This window comes from Arthrobacter zhaoxinii, assembly GCF_024385505.1.
In the GTDB taxonomy this organism is placed as follows: domain Bacteria; phylum Actinomycetota; class Actinomycetes; order Actinomycetales; family Micrococcaceae; genus Arthrobacter_B; species Arthrobacter_B zhaoxinii.
The window spans coordinates 293,131-315,266 of the sequence record NZ_JANFLT010000001.1; the positions used below are offsets into that span (position 1 = coordinate 293,131).

Below are 22,136 nucleotides of genomic sequence, written 5' to 3' on the forward strand. Positions count from 1 at the left end.
GGCGCAGGCCCTGCCATGAGCACCCCTCTGTGGACGCCGGACGGCGGGTCGCTGGTGGTACACGCGGATAACGCGGAGTTCCTCCCGACCCTGCCGGACGGCTCCTTCACCATGATTTATGTGGACCCGCCCTTCAACACGGGGCGGGCCCAGCGCCGCCAGCAGACCACCATGGTCCGCAACCTGGACGGCGGCGGCGACCGGATCGGCTTCAAGGGCCGCAGCTACAGCACGGTCAAGGGGCTGCTCTCCAGCTACGACGACGCCTTCGAGGACTACTGGGCGTTCCTGGAACCCCGGCTCGCGCAGGCCTGGCGGCTGCTGGCCGACGACGGCACCCTGTATGTACACCTCGATTACCGCGAGGTGCATTACGCGAAGGTCATGCTGGACGCGTTGTTCGGCCGCGACTGCTTCCTGAATGAAATCATCTGGGCCTACGACTACGGTGGACGGGCGAAAAACCGCTGGCCCGCCAAGCACGACAACATCCTGGTTTATGTCAAGAACCCGGAGACCTACCACTTCGACAACGCCGAGGTGGACCGTGAGCCGTACATGGCCCCGGGTCTCGTGACGCCCGAAAAGGTGGCACTGGGCAAGCTGCCCACCGACGTCTGGTGGCACACCATCGTGTCCCCCACCGGCCGGGAGAAGACCGGCTATCCCACGCAGAAACCCGAGGGGCTGCTGCGGCGTGCCGTCGCAGCCAGCAGCCGCGAGGGCGACTGGGTGCTGGATTTCTTTGCCGGGTCCGGCACGCTGGGCGCCGTTGCAGCCAAGCTGGGCCGGAAATTCGTCTGCGTGGATGCCAACCCGCAGGCGATCGACGTTATGGCCCGGCGGCTGGGGTCGGCCGCGACGGTGGTTTCCGCCGACACGGGCTCGCCGCTGCCTGCGGCCGGTATCTAGGTCCTGGATCCGGACCGTCCCCTACCGCGGCAGCGGGCCGACGACGGCGGCCCCGGTTCCCAGCCCGGCGATGCGTTCCAGCACCGCCGGTTCCGTCGTGAACTCGCCCAGCAGGTTCGGCTTCCCGGTGCCGTGGTAGTCGCTGGAACCCGTGACCAGCAGGTCATGCTCCTTTGCCAGCCGGCGGAGCCATTCCCTGCCCGGCTCGGGATTATCCCGATGATTCACTTCCACACCCAGCAGGCCGGCGCCGATCATTTCGGCGAAAACCGCCTCTCCCACCACCCGTCCCCGGGAGGAAGCGACAGGGTGTGCGAAGACAGGCACTCCGCCGGCCTTCCGGATCAGTTCCACCGCCAGCGCCGGATCCGGCGCGTAATGCGCCACGAAATAGGGCGACCTCGCCGTCAGGATCCCGCTGAAGGCAGCCGACCGGTTCGGCACGACGCCGGCGGCCACCAGGGCGTCGGCAATGTGCGGGCGCCCGATGGTCGCTCCCGGGGCCACCTGTTCCTGCACGGATGCCCAGTCGATGGGGAAATCCTCCGCCAGCCGCTGCACCATCAGTTCCGCCCGGGAGACGCGGGCCGCGCGTGACCGGGCAATTTCCTCCAGCAGTCCCGGATGGCGCGGATCATGCAGATAGGAAAGCACATGGACGCTGATTCCCTCGCTGCTGCGGCAGGAGACCTCCATTCCGGGCACGAAAGTGATCCCGTGGCTCCGGGCGGCAGCAGCGGCGTCGTCCCAGCCCGCCGTGGTGTCGTGGTCGGTGAGGGCAATGGCATCGAGTCCGGCTGCGGCGGCGGAGGCGATCACGTCCGCCGGCTGCTCGGTGCCGTCGGACACGCAGGAGTGTGTGTGCAGGTCGATTTTCACGCTTTCAATCTACGCCCCCGGACGCGGTGTCCCGTGCCGGGCCGGACCCCGGGTAGTCCGGGATGTTTTGCCCGCCCCGAAGGCAGTGAGACCATGGAGGGGTGACTACTGAAGCGAATTCGACGACATCCCTGCCCGAGCCCTCCGAAGGCCAGCCGCTGGAAGACCGGGTCAACAACCGGTCCCAGCGCCCCTCCTCCGAAGCCTTCAAGAAGTTCATGTCCTCCGGCTGGGCCGCGGAATCCGGCGAGCTGCCCGAACCCGACGCCGTGGCGCCGTTCGCAGCCCGCCGCCGCCGCGCCCTCTCCGAGCGTTTCCCCGGCGAACGGCTGGTTATCCCGGCCGGCCCGCTGAAGGTGCGCTCCAATGACACCGACTACCGCTTCCGCGCGCACTCCGGCTTTGCGCACCTGACCGGCCTCGGCGTGGACCGTGAGCCGGATGCCGTGCTGGTGATGGAGCCCACCGAACCGGGTGCAGGCGACGACGGCGGCAACCACACTGCCGTGCTCTACTTCCGCCCGCTGGCCGGCACTGAGAGCGACGAGTTCTACTCCAACGCCCGCTACGGTTCGTTCTGGATCGGGGACCGGCTCGGCCTGGCGGAAATTAGCGCGCTGATCGGCCTGCCCACCCGGCACCTCGACGAGGCGGAAACCGCCATCACCAACAACATCGGCGACCCGCAGTTCGGCGGCATCTCCGTGCGCCTGCTGCGCAGCGTCGACGAAATGGTCGATGCCCTGGTGGACACCGTCCGCTACAACACCGCCCTGGACCCGGAAAACGCCGATCTCAGCGCCCTGGATGCCCTCGACGGGGAACTGACCGAGGCCCTCTCCGAACTCCGTCTGGTCAAGGATGAGTGGGAGATCGAGCAGATGAAGGCAGCCGTTGCCGCTACGGTCAACGGTTTCACCGAAGTGGTTAAGGCACTCCCCCGCGCCATTTCCCATCCCCGCGGCGAACGCGTCGTCGAAGGCGCCTTCTTTGCCCGCGCCCGGGAAGAAGGCAATGACCTGGGCTACGACACCATCGCCGCCTCCGGCAACAACGCCACGGTCCTGCACTGGATCCGCAACAACGGCGCCGTCTCCGCCGGGGACCTACTGCTGCTGGACGGCGGAGTTGAGGCCGAAAGCCTCTACACAGCCGACATCACCCGCACCCTGCCGGTCAACGGCACCTACACCGAGGTCCAGCGCCGGGTGTACCAGGCAGTGCTCGACGCCGCCGATGCAGGCTTCGCGGCTGCCAAGCCCGGTGCCAAGTTCCGCGACGTCCACGCCGCAGCCGTGAAGGTCCTGGCCGAAAACCTGGATGCCTGGGGCCTGCTGCCCGTTCCCCTGGAGGAAGCCCTGTCCCCCGAAGGCCAGCAGCACCGCCGGTGGATGCCGCACGGCGTGAGCCACCACCTGGGCATGGATGTGCACGACTGCGCCCAGGCCCGGGCCGAGCTGTACCTGGACGGCACCATCACCGAGGGCATGGTCTTCACCATCGAACCCGGTCTTTACTTCAAGGACACCGACCTGTCCGTGCCCGAGGAATACCGCGGCATCGGCGTGCGGATTGAGGACGACGTCCTCATCACCGCCGACGGGCCCGTGAACCTCAGCGACGCCCTGCCGCGCAACCCGGGAGACGTCGAAGACTGGATGGCCGGCATCTACGCCGCCGAGTAACCTTCCGGTTTCCACAGAAAAAGGTCCGCATCCCCGAAGGGATGCGGACCTTTTTCATGGTCGGTACGTCCTACTGGCGGGGCTGCTCGTCCCGCGGGCCTTCGGGCTGCCCGGACACAGGCTGCGATGCCTCCGGCTGTGCAGAGTCCGGCTGTACGGCCGGCTGCGCAGAATCCGGCTGCACGGAATCGGACTGCACGGCGGGCTGGGCGGGACGGCGGACACCGTACTGCGGGCGGCCGTCCGGAAGGTCCGGGAACTGGCCGCGCGGCGTAGCGGGCTTGGCGCCGGAGGCGGCTGCTTCTGCTCCGGCTTCCACGGAGTGTGCGCCGCCGGCCGGAGCCTGCCCGGCGGGATCGGAGTCCGGGGCCGGGCTCCCGTAGGGGTTGGCCCAGCCGGACGGCCGTTCCGGTGCCTGCTGTCCGCCTGCCGGCGGGCGTAGTGCGTCATGGCGGGGACCGGCGGCCGGGGCCTGCGGATGCCCGGCCTGGCCGACCATGGGCAGCCGGTGCAGCAGCTGCCGGGCGTCATTGGCAGCCTCGCGGGCCACAATGACGTCGTAGCTGGTGGCGATGACCTGGCTGGTGGAGGTGAAGTCCCTGCGCCCGCGCTGCAGGGCATAGGCCAGGACCCCGAAGAGCACCCAGAAAACGGCGCCCAGCGCCATGGACGGAAGGATGGAGACCGCGGCCGCGCTGCCCCCGAAGAGCATCAGGGCAAGGCCCACAAAGAGACCGAACCAGGCACCCGTCAACGCGCTGGAGCCCGCCACGCGGGGGTACGTCAGGCGGCCGGTCACCCGTTCAACGGACTTGAGTTCATTGCCGACAATCGAGACCAGCTGGACCGGGAACTTGTTGTCGGCAAGGTAGTCCACGGCCTTCTGGGCGTCGAGGTAGGCCGTGTAGCGGCCCACCGTTTCACCCTGGGGCAGGCTGCGGCCCGCGTCACGCGGAGGGGTGGCACCAAATAGGTTCGACATTGCTCCATTCTCGCCCATACCTGCCCCGGACGGTGAACGTATCGCTCGCAGTGAACGGACTCACCTCCCGCGTACCCCGTGATACCGCGTTACCGGCGGGCACAAAGTAGCCTTATAAGGTGAGCACAAATCCAACCCGAGTCTTTATTGCGCGCCTGCTCGGCCTTGACGTCTTCGACCCGCTGGGTGACCGTCTCGGCCGGCTGCGCGATGCGGTCGTGCTTGACCGCGGGCCCGGCCGGCCGCCCCAGGCCGTAGGCATTGTCGTGGAGGTCCCCGGCAAGAAGCGCGTCTTCGTCCCCCTCACCCGCATCACCTCAATGGATCCGGGGCAGATCATCTGCACCGGGCTGGTCAACCTGCGCCGCTTCGAACAGCGCGGGGCCGAAATGCTGGTGGTCGCGGAACTCTTTGACCGCCGCGTGCAGCTGCGCGACGGCAGCGGCGAAGCCACCATTGAAGACATTGCCATTGAGCAGAACCGCGCCGGAGACTGGCACGTCTCCAACCTCTTCGTCCGCCGCGGCGGTTCCCCCTCCCGCCTGCGGTCCCTGCGCCGCAGGGGGGAACAGATGATCCTGGACTGGAAGGACATTAAGCACTGGGATGCCACCGGCCCCCAGGCCGCCACGTCCTTTGTCGCCCAGAATGATGACCTCAAGGCCGCGGACTTCGCCGACGCACTGCACGAGATGAGCGGCAAGCGCCGGATCGAAGTGGCCAGCGAGCTGCAGGACGAACGCCTGGCAGACGTCCTGCAGGAGCTGCCCGACAACGACCAGGTCCAGATCCTGCAGTCCCTGGACCTGGAACGGGCCGCGGACGTGCTGGAGGAAATGGACCCCGACGACGCCGCGGACCTCCTCAACGAGCTGCCCGAGGAGCAGAAGGAAGAGCTCCTGGCGCTGATGGAGCCCGAGGACGCCCGGGACGTGCGGCGCCTGCTGAACTATGACGAAGACACGGCCGGATCGCTGATGACCCCCGTGCCGGTCATCCTGCCGCCCGAGGCCACCGTGGCCGAAGCACTGGCGCACGTACGCCGCGAAGAGCTCACCCCCGCACTTGCCTCCTCGATCTACGTCTGCCGGCCGCCGCTGGAAACACCCACGGGCAAGTACCTCGGCGTGGTGCACATCCAGCAGCTGCTGCGCTCGGCACCGCCGGAAGCACTGGGCAACATCCTGGACACGGACCTGGAACCGGTGCGTGACCACGCCACCATCAGCGAAGTGTCGCGGATGCTGGCCACCTACAACTTGAACTCACTGCCGGTGATCAACGACGCCGGCCGCCTGGTCGGTGCGGTGACAGTGGACGATGTGCTGGACCACCTGTTGCCGGACGACTGGCGCATCTCCGACGAAACCGGCCCGATAACGCAGCAGGGAAGGACACATGGCTGAAAAGATCAAGTCAACAACCGCCGGCCTCGACACTCCCCGCTCTGCGCGGACCCGATGGCTCCCGAGGCTCTCCCCGAACCCCGACGCCTTCGGCCATGCCACGGAGAACTTTGCCCGGTTCATGGGCACCCCGCAGTTCCTGGTCTACATGACGGTCTTCTGCCTCGTGTGGCTGGCCTGGAACACCTGGGGGCCGGAATCGGCCCGCTTTGACAGCGCGGCGCTGGGCTTCACCGTCCTGACGCTTATGCTCTCCCTGCAGGCCTCCTACGCCGCTCCCCTGCTGCTGCTGGCCCAGAACCGGCAGGATGACCGGGACCGCGTCTCGGTGCGGCAGGACCGCGAACGCGCCGAACGCAATCTCATGGACACCGAGTACCTCACCCGCGAGATCGCCGAACTGCGGATCGCCCTGCGTGAGGTTGCCACCCGCGACTACGTGCGTTCCGAAATCCGCGGACTGCTGGAGGAACTCCTCGAGGCCAACGATGACCGCGAGGACGGCGGCACGCGGCGGCGCCGCCGCGGCCCGGAAGGCACCGACAGCATGCCGAAACTGAATCCCGGCGGGAGGGAACGCTAGAGCCGTGCCAGTATCCGAATCTGCTTCCGCATTGGAAGCGCAGGTGCGCCGCGCCCTGGACACCGTTCAGGACCCGGAGCTGCGCCGGCCCATCACCGAACTCGGGATGCTTAAGGACGTGCGGCTCAACGCCGAGGGCGGCGTGAGCGTCGACGTCCTGCTCACGATTGCCGGCTGTCCGCTGCGGGAGACCATCACGGCCGACGTCGAACGCGCTCTTGCCGCGGTGCCCGGAGTGAACACCGTGGACGTGAACCTGGAGGTGATGACGCCGGAGCAGCGCAACGCACTCAAGGACCGCCTGCGCGGCGGCGATCCGGTACGGACCATCCCGTTCAACCGCCCCGATTCGCTGACCCGGGTGTACGCCGTGGCCAGCGGCAAGGGCGGCGTGGGCAAGTCCAGCGTCACCGTCAACCTCGCAGCGGCCATGGCCTCGCTCGGCCTGCGCGTGGGGATTGTCGACGCCGACGTCCACGGGTTCTCCGTGCCCGGCCTGCTCGGAATTACCCGGCCGCCCACCCGTGTGGACGAGATGATCCTTCCCCCGGTGGCCTACGGCATCAAGACCATTTCCATCGGGATGTTCGTGGACGGCAACCAGCCCGTGGCCTGGCGCGGACCCATGCTGCACCGCGCACTGGAACAGTTCCTGACCGACGTGTATTTCGGGGACCTCGACGTCCTGTTCCTGGATCTTCCCCCCGGCACCGGAGACATCGCCATCTCCGTAGGGCAGCTCCTGCCGGGGTCCGAAATCCTGCTGGTGACCACTCCGCAGAGCGCTGCGGCGGACGTCGCCGAACGCGCGGGCAGCGTGGCCCGGCAGACCGGGCAGAAGGTCACCGGCGTGATTGAGAATATGTCCTGGCTGGCACTGCCCGGCGGCGAACGCCTGGAAGTGTTCGGTTCCGGCGGCGGTGCCGCGGTTTCCGGCCGGCTTGGCGAGACGCTGGGCTATCCCGTTCCGCTGCTGGGCAGCATCCCCCTCGACGTTGCCCTCCGTGAAGGCGGCGACGGCGGCCTGCCCGTCGTATTGGCGGACGCGGAGGCAACGGCTGCGGGACACTCCGTGGGCGCTGCGGAAGACCCCCGGGAAGATACCGCGGCAACCGAACTGCGGCGCATTGCCCGGGAACTGGCACACCGTCCCCGCGGCCTGGCCGGACGCAGCCTAGGAGTCAGCCCGGTCTAGGCGCCCGGCGAGGTGAGGAGTGGCCCTACGTTGCTTCGATGTCGAACGGGGCAGGCTCTCCCGCAGCAAGGCGTTCCAGCGGTTTGACCGCAGGCGGCCGGCTCTCCGCTGACGGCGCCGCAGCGGATACCGGGGAGGGTGCGGCAGGCTGCGCGCCTGAAACCGGAGGGGCCGGCGCCGCGGACGGCTGCCCCTTCACGGCTTTGGCGGCGTCCTCGAAATCATCCAGCAGCGCTTCCTTGATGATGCGCCGCGGGTCATACTGCCGAGGGTCCAGCTTCCGCCAGTCCACCTCGTCAATTTCGGGGCCCACTTCTTCGCGCAGTTGTTCACGGGCACCGGAGGCCATCCGCCGCACTTCCCGCACCAGCCGGGCCAGCTGCGAAGCGTATTCGGGCAGGCGTTCAGGACCCAGTATCACGACGGCGATTATTGCCAGAAGGATGAACTCGTAACCGTTGATTCCTACCACTCTTGAAGACTACCTTTTCCCGGGAGCAGCGAGCTACTTGCCTGCACGCTAGAGGCTCCAGCCGGCGCGCGTAAACATGGCCAGGCCCCGGACAATGCGCTCCATCGGCTCCGGATCGGCGCCGGCCCGTGCGAGGCGGGCGGATTCGAGCAGCGACAGCTCCTCCACAGCCCGCGGGAGTGATTTCACCGGCAGGCTGGATTCGAAGGTGTAGGTGACGCTGCCCGCCGCCACCACCTTCCGGCCGGGATGCTCGTCCGAGCCGAAAACCGCCGCACCCGCCGGCGACCCCGCTGCGGAGAACCCGTCTGCGGCGACGGGCCGTCCTGTCACGCCGTTGATCACCGGCTGGCCGTCCTCACCCGGCAGCGGATGCTGCTCCACGAGCATCAGCCGTTCGCCGTCTGCAGTGAAGGTCATTTCGATTGCAGGACGCCCGTTGACCTTGAGGGAGCGGGCGGACTCCAGCGTCAACCCCAGATCCGCCAGTTCGGGGCAGGACCAGCCATGTGCACGCAGCTGCTGCAGCTGATCGGCTGTGAGGGTTCCGTCTCCCGCAACTTCCTCCCACCCCGCGCTCATGGCGGCCTCTGCACCTGCCGGGGCGGGGACCTCCAGGATGCTTCCGGCGATATAGGCACCGCCCAGCAGCACCGCACCCGCAGCAGCCACCGCCCCGGCAGCGGCCAGGGCATGGCTGCGCCGGTCCAGCATTTTCGGATCCCGCCCAGCGGCGGATTCCCGGCAGGCGGACTGCGCTGCAGTCACGCTCTCCGCAATCCGTGCCGAGAGCTCCGGCCCGGCCGGAGGAACTTTGAGAGAACGCAGCCGGCTGCGCAGCCGGCGCTCTTCAGCGGCGGCGGCCCGGCAGGAGGCACACCGGGAGAGATGTGCCTCGATGGCGCGTTGGCGCCGAAGGGGCGTTTCGCCGTCGATGTAACTTCCTAAATGCCGCGTGGGGTGTCGCACTCTTCAGTTTGCTCCCGCGACTCGGGGCAGTTTAAGGCGGGGACGCGCAGCCGGCCGCAGCTGCGGGTCACGGTGTGAGAGCTTTTCCTTCAGCATGGCCCGGCCGCGGTGGATCCGGGAGCGGACGGTGCCGAGCTTGACGTCCAGCACGCGGGCAACTTCGTCGTAGGAGAGGCCCTCCAGATCACACAGGACGACGGCGGCACGGAAGTCGGGCGGCAGTTCTTCCAGTGCGCGGGCAATGTCCACGTCCAGATTGTTGAATTCGAAGCTCCGCTCCGGGCCGGGGCCGTTGCTGGGCAGCTTGCTCTGCGTTTCCTCGGTCATGCCGTCGAAACGGATCCTGCTGCGGCGGCGGGCCTGGTCCAGAAAGAGGTTGGTGGTGATGCGGTGCAGCCAGCCGTCGAGGGTGCCCGGCTGGAAATTGGCCAGTGACCGGAAGACCCGGACGAAGACTTCCTGGGTCAGGTCTTCGGCATCGTGCTTGTTGCCGGTCAGCCGGTAGGCGAGCCGGTATACCTTCGCCGAATGCGCCTGGACCACTTCCTCCCACGTGGGGCGCACCCATTCCGCGGCCATGTCCGCTGCTGTGTCCGGCGTGGTTGCCATAGTCTTCCTCCTCCCTTCCAAGCTGTGCACCGCTCCTGCATTCCACCTCGACAGCCGCTTCGCGCGGTCCCGTTCGTCGGCGGAAAACCGGGATGTGCGGGGCGGGAACTGCGGCTGCCCTGCAGGGGCGCCGCGGCGGATCCGGCGGGGATGTGCATTACTGCTAATAATGGTCACGCATCAATCTGGGAGTTGTCTGTTAGCACGCCTTTAGCAGCACGCCTGGTACCGGAACAAGGCATCGAGGGTAATGCATACGCGGTTACGCCCTGCTTGGCCTTAAGCTTGTCGAAGCAGGAATTCCTCCGGACCGAAAGTGATAAACCCATGCGCGCCGACAAGCAGACCAGTTGGTCCTACACGGAGGCCCTGCCGACCGAGGATGAGGTGCTGATCCGCGCGCGTGAACGCTCCTTTGAATTGGGCGTCAGCGCCGTCTCCAGCGGGGTGGGTGCGGCACTGACCGTCCTGGCCGCGGCAAGCAAGGCCACCACGGTGGTGGAGATCGGCACGGGTGCAGGAGTATCCGGCGTATGCCTGCTCCGCGGCCTGGGCCGCAACGCGGTGCTGACCACCATAGATTCCGACGTCGACCACCTCCGTGCGGCCCGTGAGGCCTACGCCGAGGCGGGCATTCCGGGCAACCGCACCCGCACCATCTCCGGCCGCGCCGCCGAGGTACTCCCCCGCCTGACGGATGCCGCTTACGACATGGTGTTCATTGACGCGGACAAGCCTTCGTTCCCGCTCTACGTCAACCAGGCGGTCCGCCTGCTCAAGCGCGGCGGGCTGCTGGTAGTCAATGACGCGCTGGACCACGGCAAGGTGGCGGATCCGGCCGTCCGTGAGGCCACCACCAACACCATGCGCAAGGTGGGTAAGGCCATCCGGGACAACGAAGACCTCGCCTCGGCCCTGCTGCCCACGGGTGACGGCCTGCTTCTGGCCGTGAAGACCACCTAGCCCGCTCCATCACACATGCCTGTGCGCAGGTTCCCCAGGAAAGGCGCCACATGATCGAGATCCTCAACCCAGCAGAGCTGTCCCGGGCGAAGGACACCGGTGCGTTGGTTGCCGATATCCTGCAGACGGTCAAGGCCCGCACCACTGCGGGCACGAACCTGCTGGATATCGACCAGTGGGCCAGGACCATGATCGTCGAGGCCGGCGCCAAGTCCTGTTACGTGGACTACGCGCCGTCGTTCGGACGCGGTCCGTTCGGGCATTACATCTGCACGTCCGTGAATGATGCCGTGCTGCACGGCCTCCCGCACGACTCCGTGCTGGCCGACGGCGACCTGCTGACCCTGGACCTGGCCGTATCCCTCGCCGGAATCGTCGCCGATTCGGCCATCACTTTCACCGTGGGCGGCTCCCCCTCCCCGGAGGATGCCGCGATGGTCAACGCGACCGAACGCGCCCTGGCTGCAGGAATAGCCGCAGCCCGCCCCGGTGCCCGCATCGGGGACATCTCACACGCCATCGGCTCGGTCCTCACTGATGCGGGATATCCGGTCAACACCGAATTCGGCGGGCACGGCGTCGGGTCCACAATGCACCAGGACCCCCATATTGCGAACAACGGACGGCCGGGCCGCGGCTATAAACTGCGCCCCGGGCTGCTGCTTGCCCTGGAACCGTGGGTCATGGCGGATACCGCCGCCCTGGTCACCGACGCAGACGGGTGGACGCTCCGCAGCGCCACGGGCTGCCGGACGGCCCACAGCGAACACACGATCGCGGTCACCGCCGACGGAGCGGAAATCCTCACTCTGCCGAAGACCGCCCGCTAGCTTCCCGTCCGGCCCAGCCCGACGAGATAGGACAGCAGCAGCCGCACGCCGAAGCCGGTGGCTCCCTTGGTCAGTTCGCGGCTGTCCTTGGTGGCGCGCGAGGGCCCGGCAATATCGATATGTGCCCAGGGAACGCCGCCGGTGAACCTCTCCAGGAACAGCGCGGCAACAATCGCCCCGGCACCGAACTTCGCCTGGACGGGCGCAATGTGGGAAACATCGGCAATGTCGGAGTCCAGCACGTAGCCGTAGTCGGCCACCAGCGGCAGCTGCCACACGGCGTCGCCGGAGATCCGTCCGGCCGCTTCCAGCCGCGCGAGCAGCTCCGGGGTGTTGCCGAAGAGGGCTGCGTGGTGCATTCCCAGCCCCAGGGCAGCCGCACCCGTCAGGGTGGCGACATCCACCAGCACATCGGGAGCGAGCTCGGCGGCAGCGTACGCCAGGGCATCGGCGAGGACCATCCGTCCTTCGGCGTCAGTGTTGCCCACTTCCACGGTGGTCCCGTTGTAAGTGGTGACGACGTCGGCGGGCCGGTACGAGGCAGCGCCGATGGCGTTCTCGGCCAAAGCCAGTACCGCGGTGACCTTCACCGGGAGCTTCAACGCAGCCGCAGCCTCGGTGACGGCCAGTACGGCGGCGGCGCCGGCCATGTCCGTCTTCATGGTCATCATGGCATCCCGCGGCTTGAGCGAGATTCCGCCGGAATCGAAGGTGATGCCCTTGCCCACCAGGACCACATGCGGCGCCTCGCCGCCGTCGGGCTGATAGACAACCTCCACCAACCGCGGCGGATGCTCGGATCCGGAGCCCACGGCAAGCAGCCCGCCGAACCCCTCGGCCGTGAGTTCATCTTCGGCGCGGACCCGCACAGTGAGTCCGCTGTTCCCGGCGATGCTCCGGGCCTGCTCCGCGATCCAGTCCGGCGTGGCCGTCCCGGCGGGAGTGTTGGTCAGGTCGCGGGCAGTCCACACGGCGCGGGCGGTCACGGCTGCACGGGCGGCTGCTGCCTCGTCCAGTCCCGTCAGTTCAAGGGATGCGGCAATCGGTGCCGGAGCGTCTGTGACGCCGGTCCGGGGCGGACGGTACCCGCCCAGCAGGAAGCCCTCAAGGAAGGCTTCCTGCCGGTCCGGGTCCAATCCGTCCACAACGCTGCCCCGGATCCGCCGGGCGCCCATAGTGGCGCGGGCAAGGGCGGCACCGGCCCGCCGCAGGGCAGCCGGCGACTCATCGCCGGCGCCTACATAAATCAGTTTGGCGGGCAGGTCCGCGGCATCGCGGGGCGGCTCGATCACAAGGATCTCACCCGCCCTGCCGGTCACCTTGGCGCTGCGGGCGCGTGCAGCGACGTCGACGCCGTAGCGTACTGCCGCTTCGACCGCGCCGCGCCGCGGCTGCGGAACCGGGTTCGCTGCCTCGTCCGCGTCCTCCCCGCCCGAACCGGCCGGAGCCGGAGTCATGGCGACGGCGAGGATATCCACGCCTTCCTCCGGGACCGGCTGCAGCCCGCTGCCGGACTCCGCCGTTCCAGTCCGCGGGTTCAGTGCCGCCAGGGCAGTGACTCCCGGCAGCGATGCGGTGATGAAGGGCGATGCCGGAGTGGATCCGGTCCGGGCTGAAGACTTCGGAGGCAGCTGCATGGATTAAAGGCTAGCCCGTAACGCCCAGAAGGCAGTCCTTGAGCTTGCCTGCTTCTTCCACATTAAGCTCAACTACCAAGCGGCCGCCGCCGTCTATCGGCACCCGCAGAATAAGGCTGCGCCCCTCCTTTGTGACCTCCATTGGACCGTCGCCAGTACGTGGTTTCATCGCAGCCATTTTGAGATTCCCCTTTCACAGCGCCCGGTTTACCCGGATCACCTGTAATCCGCTGCCTGCGAAAGTAAAATATCCGCCCGGCAATTGCTGTCATTATTCCGCACAAGTACCGGGCAAACGAAATTCCGTGTGTCGCGTGCCACAAACTAGGGTGGGTAATCCCCTCCGCCGGGTAATTCCGTCCACCGCCACAGCCACACCACCCAGACAATCTGCAGCACCGCGAACGCTGCAGCGACGGTCCTGCGGTAGGCCCTGGACCGGCTGAGCCACGCCGTCGAAAGTGCCAGCGGGAACAGCGGCAGCAGGAGCCGGAACGTACTGGTCTGCGGGTTCAGGAACACCAGCAGGTACAGCAGGTAGGCCGCACACCACAGCTGCAGTTCCAGTCCGAGCCGCCGGACCGGTGCAGACATCAGGTAGAGCGCCGCGGCTCCGACGAGCACTACCAGCACCAGGGGCCCGAACAGCGGACCGAAGAGGTACCCGGACATGGTCAGCCAGGGCTTGAACGGGACCAGGTCCCCGAACCGCCAGGCACTCTCGGTATCCGTGTAGGCGCGGAGGTCTCCCGTGGACGCCCAGGCGATGACCGGCCAGGCCAGCGCGGAGAATCCCGCCGCCGCCGCCAGCCCCGTGAGCCGCCATGCCTCGCCGGCCGGGAAGTCCACCCGGCGCCGGCGCAGGAACCGCACGGCCAGCACCACGCCGACGGCGAGCGCGAAGGGAACCCCCACGGGCCGGGAGAGGCACATCAGGGCCACGACCGGGATGGCCGTGAGATAACGGCCGGCCACGAACAGATACAGCGCTCCTGCCAGGAGCAGCAGGTTCAGGGACTCCGCATAGGGGATCTGCAGGATCGGCGACACGGGGAAGACCGCCACGAAGACCACGGCCCACATCGCAGTACCGTGTCCTGCCCGGAGCCGGAACAGCCGGTAGATAACCAGTGACGCGGCAAAACCCGCGACAATGGCAACCACGGGAGCCAGGACGGCCCAGCCCAGGTGCGTGACGGCGTCGAGCCCGCGCACCAGCAGCGGGAACAGGGCGTAGAAGGCCCATTCGTTTTCCTGGGCATTGCCGGCCGCGTCACGCGGCACACTCGCGGGATAGCCGTCGGCGAAGATCCGGGAATACCACTCGGCATCCCAGATATTGATGAAGTTCCAGTACGACGGAGACGCGCCTCCCCACGGACCCGCCGGCTGGAACCGGGCGGTGGCGGCCAGGACCGCAAAGGAAAAGAGCCGGGCGGCCAGCCACAGGGCCAGGACCTGGACGTACCAGGGCCACCGCTGGACGGCGGTGCGGGCACGGTACACCGCGGCCTGTGCCCTGTCGTTTGCGGACGGACGCCGGGGTGCTTCAGTCGCCATGGCGGACCCAGCAGTCGGCGAGGTGGTCGTTGACGTAGCCGGTCGCCTGCAGCATCGCATAGGCGGTGATCGGCCCGACGAAGCGGAAACCGCGTTTCTTCAGGTCCTTGGCCAGGGCCGCGGAATCAGCTGTGGAAGCGGGGACCTCGGCCGGCGTCTGCGGTGCAGGCCGGTCCGCGGGTGCCCGGTAGGGCGCCAGCAGGCCGCCGAGGCTCTCACCGTCCGGCAGTGCCAGCAGCGCGCGGGCGTTGCTGATCACGGCATCGATCTTCGCGGCGTTGCGCACAATGCCCGGGTCGGACAGCAGGCGCGTCCGGTCGGCGTCGCCGAAGGCCGCCACGGCCTGCGGGTCGAATCCGGCGAAGGCGGCGCGGAAAGCCTCCCGCTTGCGCAGGATGGTGATCCAGCTGAGGCCGGATTGAAAGGCTTCCAGGCTCAGCCGCTCAAAGAGTGCCGGCTCCCCTTCCACGGCGCGGCCCCATTCAGTGTCGTGGTACCGCTGGTAATCCTCGCTGGCCAGTGCCCAGCCGCAGCGCAGCCGGCCGTCAACACCCGGTACAGCGCTCAATTTCCGCTCCCGCCGGCGACGGTATCCCCGCCGCCCGCTTCAAGCTCGCGGATCCGGGCATCACGTTCGGCGAGCGCTGCGGCCAGCCGGTCCAGCACCGCGTCTACCTGGTCCATCCGGTAGCCGCGCAGTGCCACCGGGAACCGCAGCCGGGCAACGTCGCCGGCTGCGGGATGCTCGGGCAGCAGAACGGGCGGCAGCCGGGGGTCCGGCTCCGCCAGGCCCTGCACGGTATTCAGGACAGCGGTTCCGGACGACGCCGGGCGCAGCCTGCCGATGCCGAAGACGGCTGCCAGGCCCAGTACGGCAATGGCAAGGAAGACCAGGAGGAGTGTCACAGGACAATGGTGCCAGACGCCGCGGTTTCCCTGTCCTGCCCCTGCCCCCTAGGGGGAAACGTGTCCGGCCGCGTCGGCAATGATCAGCCGCACCGCCTCCGCCGGGTCATCCACCACGTGCAGCAGCTTGAGGTCCGTTTCACCCACCATTCCCTCGGCGAGCAGGGTTTCACGGATCCAACCCAACAGCGGATTCCAGAAATCGGTGCCGATCAGCACGATCGGGAACGATGTGACCTTTTGTGTCTGTACCAGGGTCATGGCTTCGAAGAGCTCATCCAGGGTTCCGAACCCGCCGGGCAGCACGATGAACCCCTGCGCGTACTTGACGAACATGGTTTTGCGGACGAAGAAGTACCGGAAGTTGACGCCCAGGTCCACCCATTCGTTCAAGCCGGTCTCGAAGGGAAGTTCAATGCCGAGACCCACGGACAGGCCGTCTGCTCCCACTGCCCCCTTGTTGGCCGCTTCCATGGAGCCGGGGCCGCCGCCGGTGATCACCGCCAGGCCCGCTTCGGCCAGCAGACGGCCAACCTCTTCCGCAAGCTTGTAATAGCGCGATCCGGGGACGCTGCGGGCGGAACCGAACACGCTCACCGCCGGCCCCAGCTCGGACAGGGTGCCGAATCCTTCCACGAACTCGCTCTGGATCCGCAGCACCCGCCAGGGGTCGGTATGCGTGAAATGGGCGGAACCCGCCGTGTCCAGCAGGAAACGGTCCGACTGCGGAGTCAGGGCCGCTCCCCGGCGCAGCTCCACCGGGCCCCGCTTTCGCGGCAGGTCGGCGGGCACGGGACGGGGATCATCACTGATAGGCATGCCTCTAGGCTATCCATGATGACGCCGGTGGCAACGCGGCCGGCGTCATCGGCCGGGTTCGCACCGGACAGGTTGCGCTTGAGTCACAATTACCTGCCCCGGTGGATCGTGTCACACGCCGGCAATAATCAATGGTTAGATTTTCCTTATGACCAGTGACACATCACCAGGCACATCCGTGCCTGAATCCGCTGCACCGCTTGTTTCGCTGAAGAACGTGAACAAGCATTTCGGGGACCTCCATGTCCTGCAGAACATCAATCTCGATATTGCCCGCGGCGAGGTAGTGGTGGTGATCGGACCTTCCGGGTCCGGCAAGTCGACCCTGTGCCGTGCCATCAACCGCCTTGAGACCATCGATGACGGCGAAATCACCGTTGACGGCGCCGTCCTGCCGTCCGAAGGCAGGGCACTTGCCAAGCTGCGTGCCGACGTCGGCATGGTTTTCCAGTCCTTCAACCTGTTTGCCCACAAGTCCATCGTGGACAACGTTTCGCTGGGACCGGTCAAGGTCCGCAAGTCCAAGCCGGCTGAGGCGAAGAAGCTCGCCATGGAACTGCTGGAACGCGTGGGCGTGGCCAACCAGGCCAACAAACTCCCGGCGCAGCTCTCCGGCGGCCAGCAGCAGCGCGTGGCGATTGCCCGTGCCCTGGCCATGAAACCGAAGGTCATGCTCTTTGACGAGCCCACCTCGGCCCTGGACCCGGAAATGATCAACGAGGTACTGGACACCATGGTGGGCCTGGCGAAGGACGGCATGACCATGGTGGTCGTGACCCATGAAATGGGCTTCGCCCGCAAGGCTGCGGACCGGGTGATCTTCATGGCCGACGGCCAGATAGTCGAAGAAGCCACTCCCGAGGAGTTCTTCACGAACCCGAAGAGCGACCGCGCCAAGGATTTCCTGGGCAAGATCCTGTCCCACTAGCAGTTTTCCGGCACTACCAGCTCCACCAGCAGTACCGGGGTTTCACCACTTGGCAGCAACCCTTATGAGGCTAGGAACTCCGCTTTTTCGCGGAGGACCGCAATGCAAGGAGAAAAACATGCGCAAGACCCGTTACGCCGCCGCGGCCATCGCCGCCGCGGCAGCACTGACCCTGTCCGCCTGCGGCGGCGATTCCGGCAGCACGGAAGGCTCCGGCGAGAAGATCCGCATCGGCATCAAGTTCGACCAGCCGGGCGTGGGCTTCAAGGACGGAGATGCCTACACCGGCTTCGATGTCGACGTCGCCAAGTACGTCGCCGGTGAGCTCGGCTACGAGGAGGACCAGATCGAGTTCATCTCGACGCCCTCCCCGCAGCGCGAAAACATGCTCGAGAACGACCAGGTGGACATGATCCTCGCGAGCTACTCCATCACGGACGCCCGCAAGGAGACCATTGCCTTCGCCGGTCCGTACTTCGTCGCCGGCCAGGACCTGCTGGTTCCGTCCGACAGCGACATCACCGGCCCCGACGATCTGGACGGCAAGACCCTTTGCTCGGTCGGCAGCTCCACCTCCGCCCAGAAGATCAAGGACTCCTACGCCGCCGGTGTGAACCTGCTGGAGCAGCCCAGCTACGCCGAGTGCGTGACCGCCATGCAGGGCGGCTCCATCGACGCCGTCACCACCGACGACATCATCCTTGCCGGCCTGGCCTCCACCGACGCCAACAAGGGCAAGTTCAAGGTTCTCGGCAACACCTTCTCCGAGGAGCGCTACGGCGTCGGCCTGCCGAAGGAAGAAGGACTCGTCAAGTGTGAAGACATCAACACCGCCATCGCCAAGATGGTGGAAGACGGTGCCTGGGACGAAGCCATCAAGAAGAACACCGAGGGCGTCGACTACACCTTCAATGCAGAGCTGAACCCGCCGAAGACGGACGCCTGCGCCTAGTTCATTCCGTTCCACCCTGCGCGGGGAAGCCGGCACCGCCGGCTTCCCCGCTGCGGGCTTCTCCCACCATAAAGAGGTGAAACATGGAGGGTTTTACTGCCCTCTTCGAGCAGTACGACGTCGTCGGCGCTTTCTGGGTAAACATCCAGCTCGCGTTCTGGGCGGCGCTCTGGTCGCTGATTCTCGGTACCGTCCTGGCGCTGATGCGGATCTCCCCGATCCCCAGCCTGCAGTGGTTCGGTGCCGCCTACGTCAATATCTTCCGCAACACACCGCTGACCATCATCATGGTGTTCGGTTCGCTTGCGCTGTGGTCGCAGCTGAACGTCAGCCTGTCCAGCGACTTCACCACCAACTTCTTCCGCCTCGCCGTCCTGTCGCTGACCATCTACCACGCGGCGTTCTTCTGTGAGGCGATCCGCAGCGGTGTAAACACTGTTCCGCTGGGACAGGCCGAAGCAGCGCGGGCCATCGGTCTGGGCTTCCTTCCGGCGGCACGGATCATCATCATGCCGCAGGCCTTCCGCGGCGCCATTGCCCCGATGGGCAACGTGCTGATCGCCCTGGTCAAGAACACCACCGTGGCCGCAACGGCCGGTGTTGCCGTGGAAACCTCCAGCACGATGAAAACCATGATCGAGTTCCACCCCAACCTGATGACGCAGATCTTCCTGACCTTTGCCATCGGCTACGTCATCATCGTTATCCCCATCGGCCTGCTCACCACCTGGGCCTCGAAGAAACTGGCGGTGGCACGATGAGCGCACAGAACGTCCTGTTTGACGCTCCCGGGCCCAAGACCCGCCGGAACATCAGGATCGGCAACCTCCTGGGTGTCCTGCTGATTCTGGCGCTGCTGTGGATGGCCGTGTCCGGTCTGGCCGAGAAGGGCCAGTTCGAGGCAGCCAAGTGGACGCCGTTCCTGGAGTGGGGAACGTGGGAGTTCTACATCCTCCCGGGGCTGCTCTCCACCTTGAAGGCCGCCGCCGTTGCCGTGGTGACGTCCATTGCCTTCGGGCTGCTCTTCGGCATCGGGCGCCTGTCGTCCTTCAAGCCGATCAGCTGGATCTGCGGGATCGTGGTGGAATTCTTCCGCGCTGTTCCCGTGCTGCTGATGATGGTGTTCTTCTACCAGTTCCTCTCCAAGTCCACGTCCGTTGAACCGGCACAGGTCCCGTTTTTTGCGGTGGTCATTTCCCTCACCCTCTACAACGGTTCGGTAATCGCGGAGCTGGTCCGCTCCGGTGTCTTCGGTCTCCCGAAGGGCCAGCGCGAGGCCGGCCTGGCCATCGGCCTGACGCCGGGACAGTCGCTGCGTACGATCGAGATGCCGCAGGCCCTGGTGGCCATGCTGCCGGCCCTGCTGAGCCAGTTCGTGGTGATCCTCAAGGATTCCGCCCTGGGTACCTTCATCGGTTACACGGAACTGCTGGAGTACGCCCGCCGTCTGGCCTCGGGAGAGGGCAACATCCTGCCCGCCCTGCTGGTGACCGCGGCGATCTTCATTGCCATCAACTGGCTGCTCACCTTCGCCGCCCAGCGCCTCTCCCGGCGCCTGGGTGCGCGGGCCGGCAAGGTCCTGAAGATTGAGGACACCATCGAGCCCGAGGGCATCGAAGCTCCGGTACCGGCTGCCGCACCAGCAAAGGGCGCGGCCAAATAGCCCCACCCGGAGGCAGTCTGCACTGCACAACGAAAAAGGAGGGGACCGGCACCGCCGGTCCCCTCCTTTTCTGCTGTCCTAGCCCAGCCAGGACCGCAGTGCGGCGAGGCAGTCCCGGATGGCGGAGGCAGGCACGTGTTCGTTGTCGGTATGGGCCAGCAGGGCGTCTCCGGGGCCGAAATTCACGGCGGGAATCCCCAGCGCGCTGAACCGGGCGACGTCGGTCCAGCCGTATTTCGGCCTCGGCTCGGCGCCCACGGCGGCCACGAAGGACGCAGCAGCGGGCAGGTTCAGCCCCGGCCGGGCACCGGCCGCCGCGTCGGTGCGGACGACGTCGAACCCTGCCAGCAGCTCCCGGACGTAGGCTTCGGCTTCCTCGATGCCCTTGTCCGGGGCAAAGCGGTAATTGATTTCCACGGTCGTCGCATCCGGGATCACGTTGCCCGCGGTCCCGCCCCAGATCCGAACGGCATTGAGGGACTCGCGGAAGTCCAGGCCCTCCACGTTCACCGTGGCCGGTGAGTGGTCGCGCAGCCGCACCAGGATGTCTGCCGCTGCGTGGATGGCGTTCTCCCCCATCCAGGCGCGGGCCGAGTGCGCGGCGCGGCCGGTGGTGGTGGCGTGGAAGCGCATGGTGCCGTTGCAGCCGCCCTCCACTGTCCCGTTGGTCGGCTCCAGGAGAACGGCGAAGTCCGCTTTCAGCCACTCCGGATGGCTGCGCTCCAGCCGTCCGAGCCCGCTGAGCGAGGCCTCGACTTCTTCGTGGTCGTAGAAAACGTAGGTAACGTCCCGGGCCGGTTCCGTCAGCGAGGCCGCCAGGGCCAGCTGGACTGCCACCCCGCCCTTCATATCGGTGGCGCCCCGGCCGTAGAGGACCTCGCCGTCCCACGCCGAAGGCACGGTTCCGCGGGATCCCGGCACCGTCGGCAGGGGCACGGTATCCAGGTGACCGGCGAGGATCACCCGCTCCGCCCGCCCCAGCCGGGTCCGGGCCACTACGGAGTCACCGTCCCGGGATACTTCAAGGTGCGGGTAGGCGCGGAGGGCGGTTTCGACGGCGTCGGCGAGGGCGGTTTCGTTGCCGGAAACGCTCTCGACATTCATCAGGGCGGCCGTCAGGTCTGCCACGTCGCCGGTCAGGTCCAGGGGGATCACAGCTGCGTCAGTCACTATCCCACAGTACCGCTCGGTAGACTGGGGCTCATGACTTCACGCTCTACCCCCACCCCCGCCGACTCCGACAACGCCGGCCGCACTGCCTCAGGCCTCGGCCTGGCCACCGTCACTTCCGACGGTGTTGTCCTGGATGTCTGGTTCCCCCGCCCTCTGCTGGGCGCCTCCGTTCCCGACGAGGAGCTGCAGGCTGATCTCGAGGCCGCCGCCGAAGCCATGGCCGACGGCATCCGCGGCACCTACGGCGAAGTGCTCGCCACCGAGATCGACCTCGACGCCTCCCCCGCAGACACAGCGGACGCGTACCTGCGCCTGCATCTGCTTTCCACCCGCCAGGTAACGCCGAACAGCATCAACCTTGACGGCATCTTTGCCGCCCTGCCCAACGTGGTCTGGACCAACCACGGCCCCTGCGCCGTGGCCGACTTCGAGGCCGTCCGCCTGCGGCTGCGCAGCCGCGGCACCGTGACCGTCTACGGCGTGGACAAGTTCCCCCGCATGACCGACTATGTACTGCCCTCCGGCGTCCGCATCGCCGACGCCGGACGGGTCCGGCTGGGTGCGCACCTGGCCGAGGGCACCACCGTGATGCACGAAGGCTTCGTCAACTTCAACGCCGGAACCCTCGGCACCTCCATGGTCGAAGGCCGCATCTCCGCCGGTGTTGTAGTGGGCGACGGAACCGACATCGGCGGCGGCGCCTCCATCATGGGCACCCTCTCCGGCGGCGGCAAGGAAAAGATCACGCTGGGCGAACGCGTCCTCCTGGGCGCGAACTCCGGCGTCGGCATCAGCATCGGCGATGACAGCGTCGTGGAGGCAGGGCTGTACGTCACGGCCGGCACCCGGGTCAGTGTGCTGGACAGCGACGAGCCCCGCCTGGTCAAGGCCGCCGAGCTCTCCGGCGTTCCGAACCTGCTGTTCCGCCGCAATTCCGCCACCGGCGCCGTGGAGGCGCTGCCCCGCAACGGACGCACCGTGGAGCTGAATTCCGCGCTGCACGCGAACTAGCG

Annotated in this window: 24 protein-coding genes and 1 pseudogene; 12 read left to right on the plus strand and 13 right to left on the minus strand. The window is 67.1% G+C overall.

Features of this window, described 5'->3' with window-relative positions; all coding sequences use genetic code 11:
• Window positions 1-15: 15 nt before the first annotated feature.
• On the plus strand, window positions 16-912 hold the full coding sequence (locus NNX37_RS01290; protein ID WP_255790315.1) for a DNA-methyltransferase: 897 nt from the start codon (window positions 16-18) through the stop codon (window positions 910-912).
• 21 nt (window positions 913-933) lie between these two features.
• Here NNX37_RS01290 and NNX37_RS01295 read toward each other — a convergent pair whose 3' ends face one another.
• Window positions 934-1,791, minus strand: coding sequence for a PHP domain-containing protein (locus tag NNX37_RS01295; RefSeq protein WP_255790318.1), 858 nt, complete (start codon window positions 1,789-1,791; stop codon window positions 934-936).
• A gap of 101 nt (window positions 1,792-1,892) precedes the next feature.
• On the opposite strand from NNX37_RS01295, the gene NNX37_RS01300 reads away from it, so the two are divergent.
• Window positions 1,893-3,476: an aminopeptidase P family protein gene (locus NNX37_RS01300; RefSeq protein ID WP_255790321.1), complete on the plus strand. Its 1,584-nt coding sequence runs from the start codon at window positions 1,893-1,895 to the stop codon at window positions 3,474-3,476.
• Between the two features lie 70 nt (window positions 3,477-3,546).
• Here NNX37_RS01300 and NNX37_RS01305 read toward each other — a convergent pair whose 3' ends face one another.
• Window positions 3,547-4,458 carry a general stress protein gene (locus tag NNX37_RS01305; protein ID WP_255790323.1) on the minus strand — a complete coding sequence of 304 codons (912 nt, stop codon included), beginning with the start codon at window positions 4,456-4,458 and terminating at the stop codon, window positions 3,547-3,549.
• Window positions 4,459-4,577: 119 nt separating this feature from the next.
• Here NNX37_RS01305 and NNX37_RS01310 point away from each other — a divergent pair, with 119 nt between their 5' ends.
• From NNX37_RS01310 to NNX37_RS01320, 3 genes are read left to right on the plus strand one after another with little or no spacing between them, the layout of a single operon-like run.
• On the plus strand, window positions 4,578-5,864 hold the full coding sequence (locus NNX37_RS01310; RefSeq protein ID WP_255790326.1) for a magnesium transporter: 1,287 nt from the start codon (window positions 4,578-4,580) through the stop codon (window positions 5,862-5,864).
• Complete coding sequence (locus tag NNX37_RS01315; RefSeq protein ID WP_255790328.1) at window positions 5,857-6,447, plus strand: DUF1003 domain-containing protein; 591 nt, start codon at window positions 5,857-5,859, stop codon at window positions 6,445-6,447. Before NNX37_RS01310 ends, NNX37_RS01315 begins: the two co-directional genes overlap by 8 nt.
• Before the next feature lie 4 nt (window positions 6,448-6,451).
• Window positions 6,452-7,642 carry an Mrp/NBP35 family ATP-binding protein gene (locus tag NNX37_RS01320; RefSeq protein WP_255790329.1) on the plus strand — a complete coding sequence of 397 codons (1,191 nt, stop codon included), beginning with the start codon at window positions 6,452-6,454 and terminating at the stop codon, window positions 7,640-7,642.
• 25 nt (window positions 7,643-7,667) lie between these two features.
• Here NNX37_RS01320 and NNX37_RS01325 read toward each other — a convergent pair whose 3' ends face one another.
• The 4 genes and pseudogenes from NNX37_RS01325 to sigE form a co-directional block, all read right to left on the minus strand.
• On the minus strand, window positions 7,668-8,114 hold the full coding sequence (locus NNX37_RS01325) for a Sec-independent protein translocase family protein (protein WP_255790331.1): 447 nt from the start codon (window positions 8,112-8,114) through the stop codon (window positions 7,668-7,670).
• A gap of 48 nt (window positions 8,115-8,162) precedes the next feature.
• A complete protein-coding gene (locus NNX37_RS01330) occupies window positions 8,163-8,882 on the minus strand; it encodes a hypothetical protein (protein WP_255790334.1) in 720 nt (239 codons plus the stop codon).
• Window positions 8,883-8,990: 108 nt separating this feature from the next.
• A pseudogene (locus tag NNX37_RS16595) lies at window positions 8,991-9,083 on the minus strand (zf-HC2 domain-containing protein); the annotation flags it as partial.
• Window positions 9,084-9,086: 3 nt separating this feature from the next.
• A complete protein-coding gene (sigE, locus tag NNX37_RS01335; RefSeq protein WP_255790347.1) occupies window positions 9,087-9,692 on the minus strand; it encodes an RNA polymerase sigma factor SigE in 606 nt (201 codons plus the stop codon).
• A gap of 327 nt (window positions 9,693-10,019) precedes the next feature.
• On the opposite strand from sigE, the gene NNX37_RS01340 reads away from it, so the two are divergent.
• Both NNX37_RS01340 and map read left to right on the plus strand, forming a co-directional pair.
• A complete protein-coding gene (locus NNX37_RS01340; RefSeq protein WP_255790349.1) occupies window positions 10,020-10,655 on the plus strand; it encodes an O-methyltransferase in 636 nt (211 codons plus the stop codon).
• A 50-nt stretch (window positions 10,656-10,705) separates the two neighbouring features.
• Window positions 10,706-11,485, plus strand: coding sequence for a type I methionyl aminopeptidase (gene map / locus NNX37_RS01345; RefSeq protein WP_255790351.1), 780 nt, complete (start codon window positions 10,706-10,708; stop codon window positions 11,483-11,485).
• Here the strand turns inward: map and NNX37_RS01350 are convergent.
• The 6 genes from NNX37_RS01350 to NNX37_RS01375 form a co-directional block, all read right to left on the minus strand.
• Window positions 11,482-13,122: a leucyl aminopeptidase family protein gene (locus NNX37_RS01350; RefSeq protein WP_255790353.1), complete on the minus strand. Its 1,641-nt coding sequence runs from the start codon at window positions 13,120-13,122 to the stop codon at window positions 11,482-11,484. The genes map and NNX37_RS01350 overlap by 4 nt on opposite strands.
• 10 nt (window positions 13,123-13,132) lie before the next feature.
• Window positions 13,133-13,300, minus strand: a complete 168-nt coding sequence (locus NNX37_RS01355) for a DUF3117 domain-containing protein (protein WP_146361313.1) — start codon at window positions 13,298-13,300, stop codon at window positions 13,133-13,135.
• A 146-nt stretch (window positions 13,301-13,446) separates the two neighbouring features.
• Complete coding sequence (locus NNX37_RS01360) at window positions 13,447-14,682, minus strand: hypothetical protein (RefSeq protein WP_255790355.1); 1,236 nt, start codon at window positions 14,680-14,682, stop codon at window positions 13,447-13,449.
• Window positions 14,672-15,250 (minus strand): DNA-3-methyladenine glycosylase I, encoded by a 579-nt coding sequence (locus tag NNX37_RS01365; protein WP_255790357.1) that lies wholly within the window; start codon window positions 15,248-15,250, stop codon window positions 14,672-14,674. The genes NNX37_RS01360 and NNX37_RS01365 overlap by 11 nt, the downstream gene beginning before the upstream one ends.
• On the minus strand, window positions 15,247-15,588 hold the full coding sequence (locus NNX37_RS01370; protein WP_255790358.1) for a DivIVA domain-containing protein: 342 nt from the start codon (window positions 15,586-15,588) through the stop codon (window positions 15,247-15,249). Before NNX37_RS01370 ends, NNX37_RS01365 begins: the two co-directional genes overlap by 4 nt.
• Window positions 15,589-15,636: 48 nt before the next feature.
• Window positions 15,637-16,407, minus strand: a complete 771-nt coding sequence (locus tag NNX37_RS01375; protein WP_255790359.1) for an LOG family protein — start codon at window positions 16,405-16,407, stop codon at window positions 15,637-15,639.
• Between the two features lie 148 nt (window positions 16,408-16,555).
• On the opposite strand from NNX37_RS01375, the gene NNX37_RS01380 reads away from it, so the two are divergent.
• From NNX37_RS01380 to NNX37_RS01395, 4 genes are all read left to right on the plus strand, one after another.
• Window positions 16,556-17,335, plus strand: a complete 780-nt coding sequence (locus NNX37_RS01380) for an amino acid ABC transporter ATP-binding protein (RefSeq protein ID WP_255790361.1) — start codon at window positions 16,556-16,558, stop codon at window positions 17,333-17,335.
• Window positions 17,336-17,453: 118 nt separating this feature from the next.
• Window positions 17,454-18,287: a glutamate ABC transporter substrate-binding protein gene (locus NNX37_RS01385; RefSeq protein WP_255790362.1), complete on the plus strand. Its 834-nt coding sequence runs from the start codon at window positions 17,454-17,456 to the stop codon at window positions 18,285-18,287.
• An 83-nt stretch (window positions 18,288-18,370) separates the two neighbouring features.
• Window positions 18,371-19,048, plus strand: a complete 678-nt coding sequence (locus NNX37_RS01390) for an amino acid ABC transporter permease (RefSeq protein WP_255790363.1) — start codon at window positions 18,371-18,373, stop codon at window positions 19,046-19,048.
• The gene (locus tag NNX37_RS01395) at window positions 19,045-19,950 is read left to right on the plus strand and encodes an amino acid ABC transporter permease (protein ID WP_255790364.1); all 906 of its coding nucleotides are present in this window, start codon (window positions 19,045-19,047) and stop codon (window positions 19,948-19,950) included. The genes NNX37_RS01390 and NNX37_RS01395 overlap by 4 nt, the downstream gene beginning before the upstream one ends.
• A gap of 78 nt (window positions 19,951-20,028) precedes the next feature.
• On the opposite strand, the gene dapE is transcribed toward NNX37_RS01395, so the two are convergent.
• The gene (dapE, locus tag NNX37_RS01400) at window positions 20,029-21,120 is read right to left on the minus strand and encodes a succinyl-diaminopimelate desuccinylase (protein ID WP_255790365.1); all 1,092 of its coding nucleotides are present in this window, start codon (window positions 21,118-21,120) and stop codon (window positions 20,029-20,031) included.
• 33 nt (window positions 21,121-21,153) lie between these two features.
• Between dapE and dapD the strand changes: the two genes are divergently transcribed.
• The gene (gene dapD / locus NNX37_RS01405) at window positions 21,154-22,134 is read left to right on the plus strand and encodes a 2,3,4,5-tetrahydropyridine-2,6-dicarboxylate N-succinyltransferase (RefSeq protein WP_255790366.1); all 981 of its coding nucleotides are present in this window, start codon (window positions 21,154-21,156) and stop codon (window positions 22,132-22,134) included.
• The last annotated feature ends 2 nt before the right edge of the window (window positions 22,135-22,136 follow it).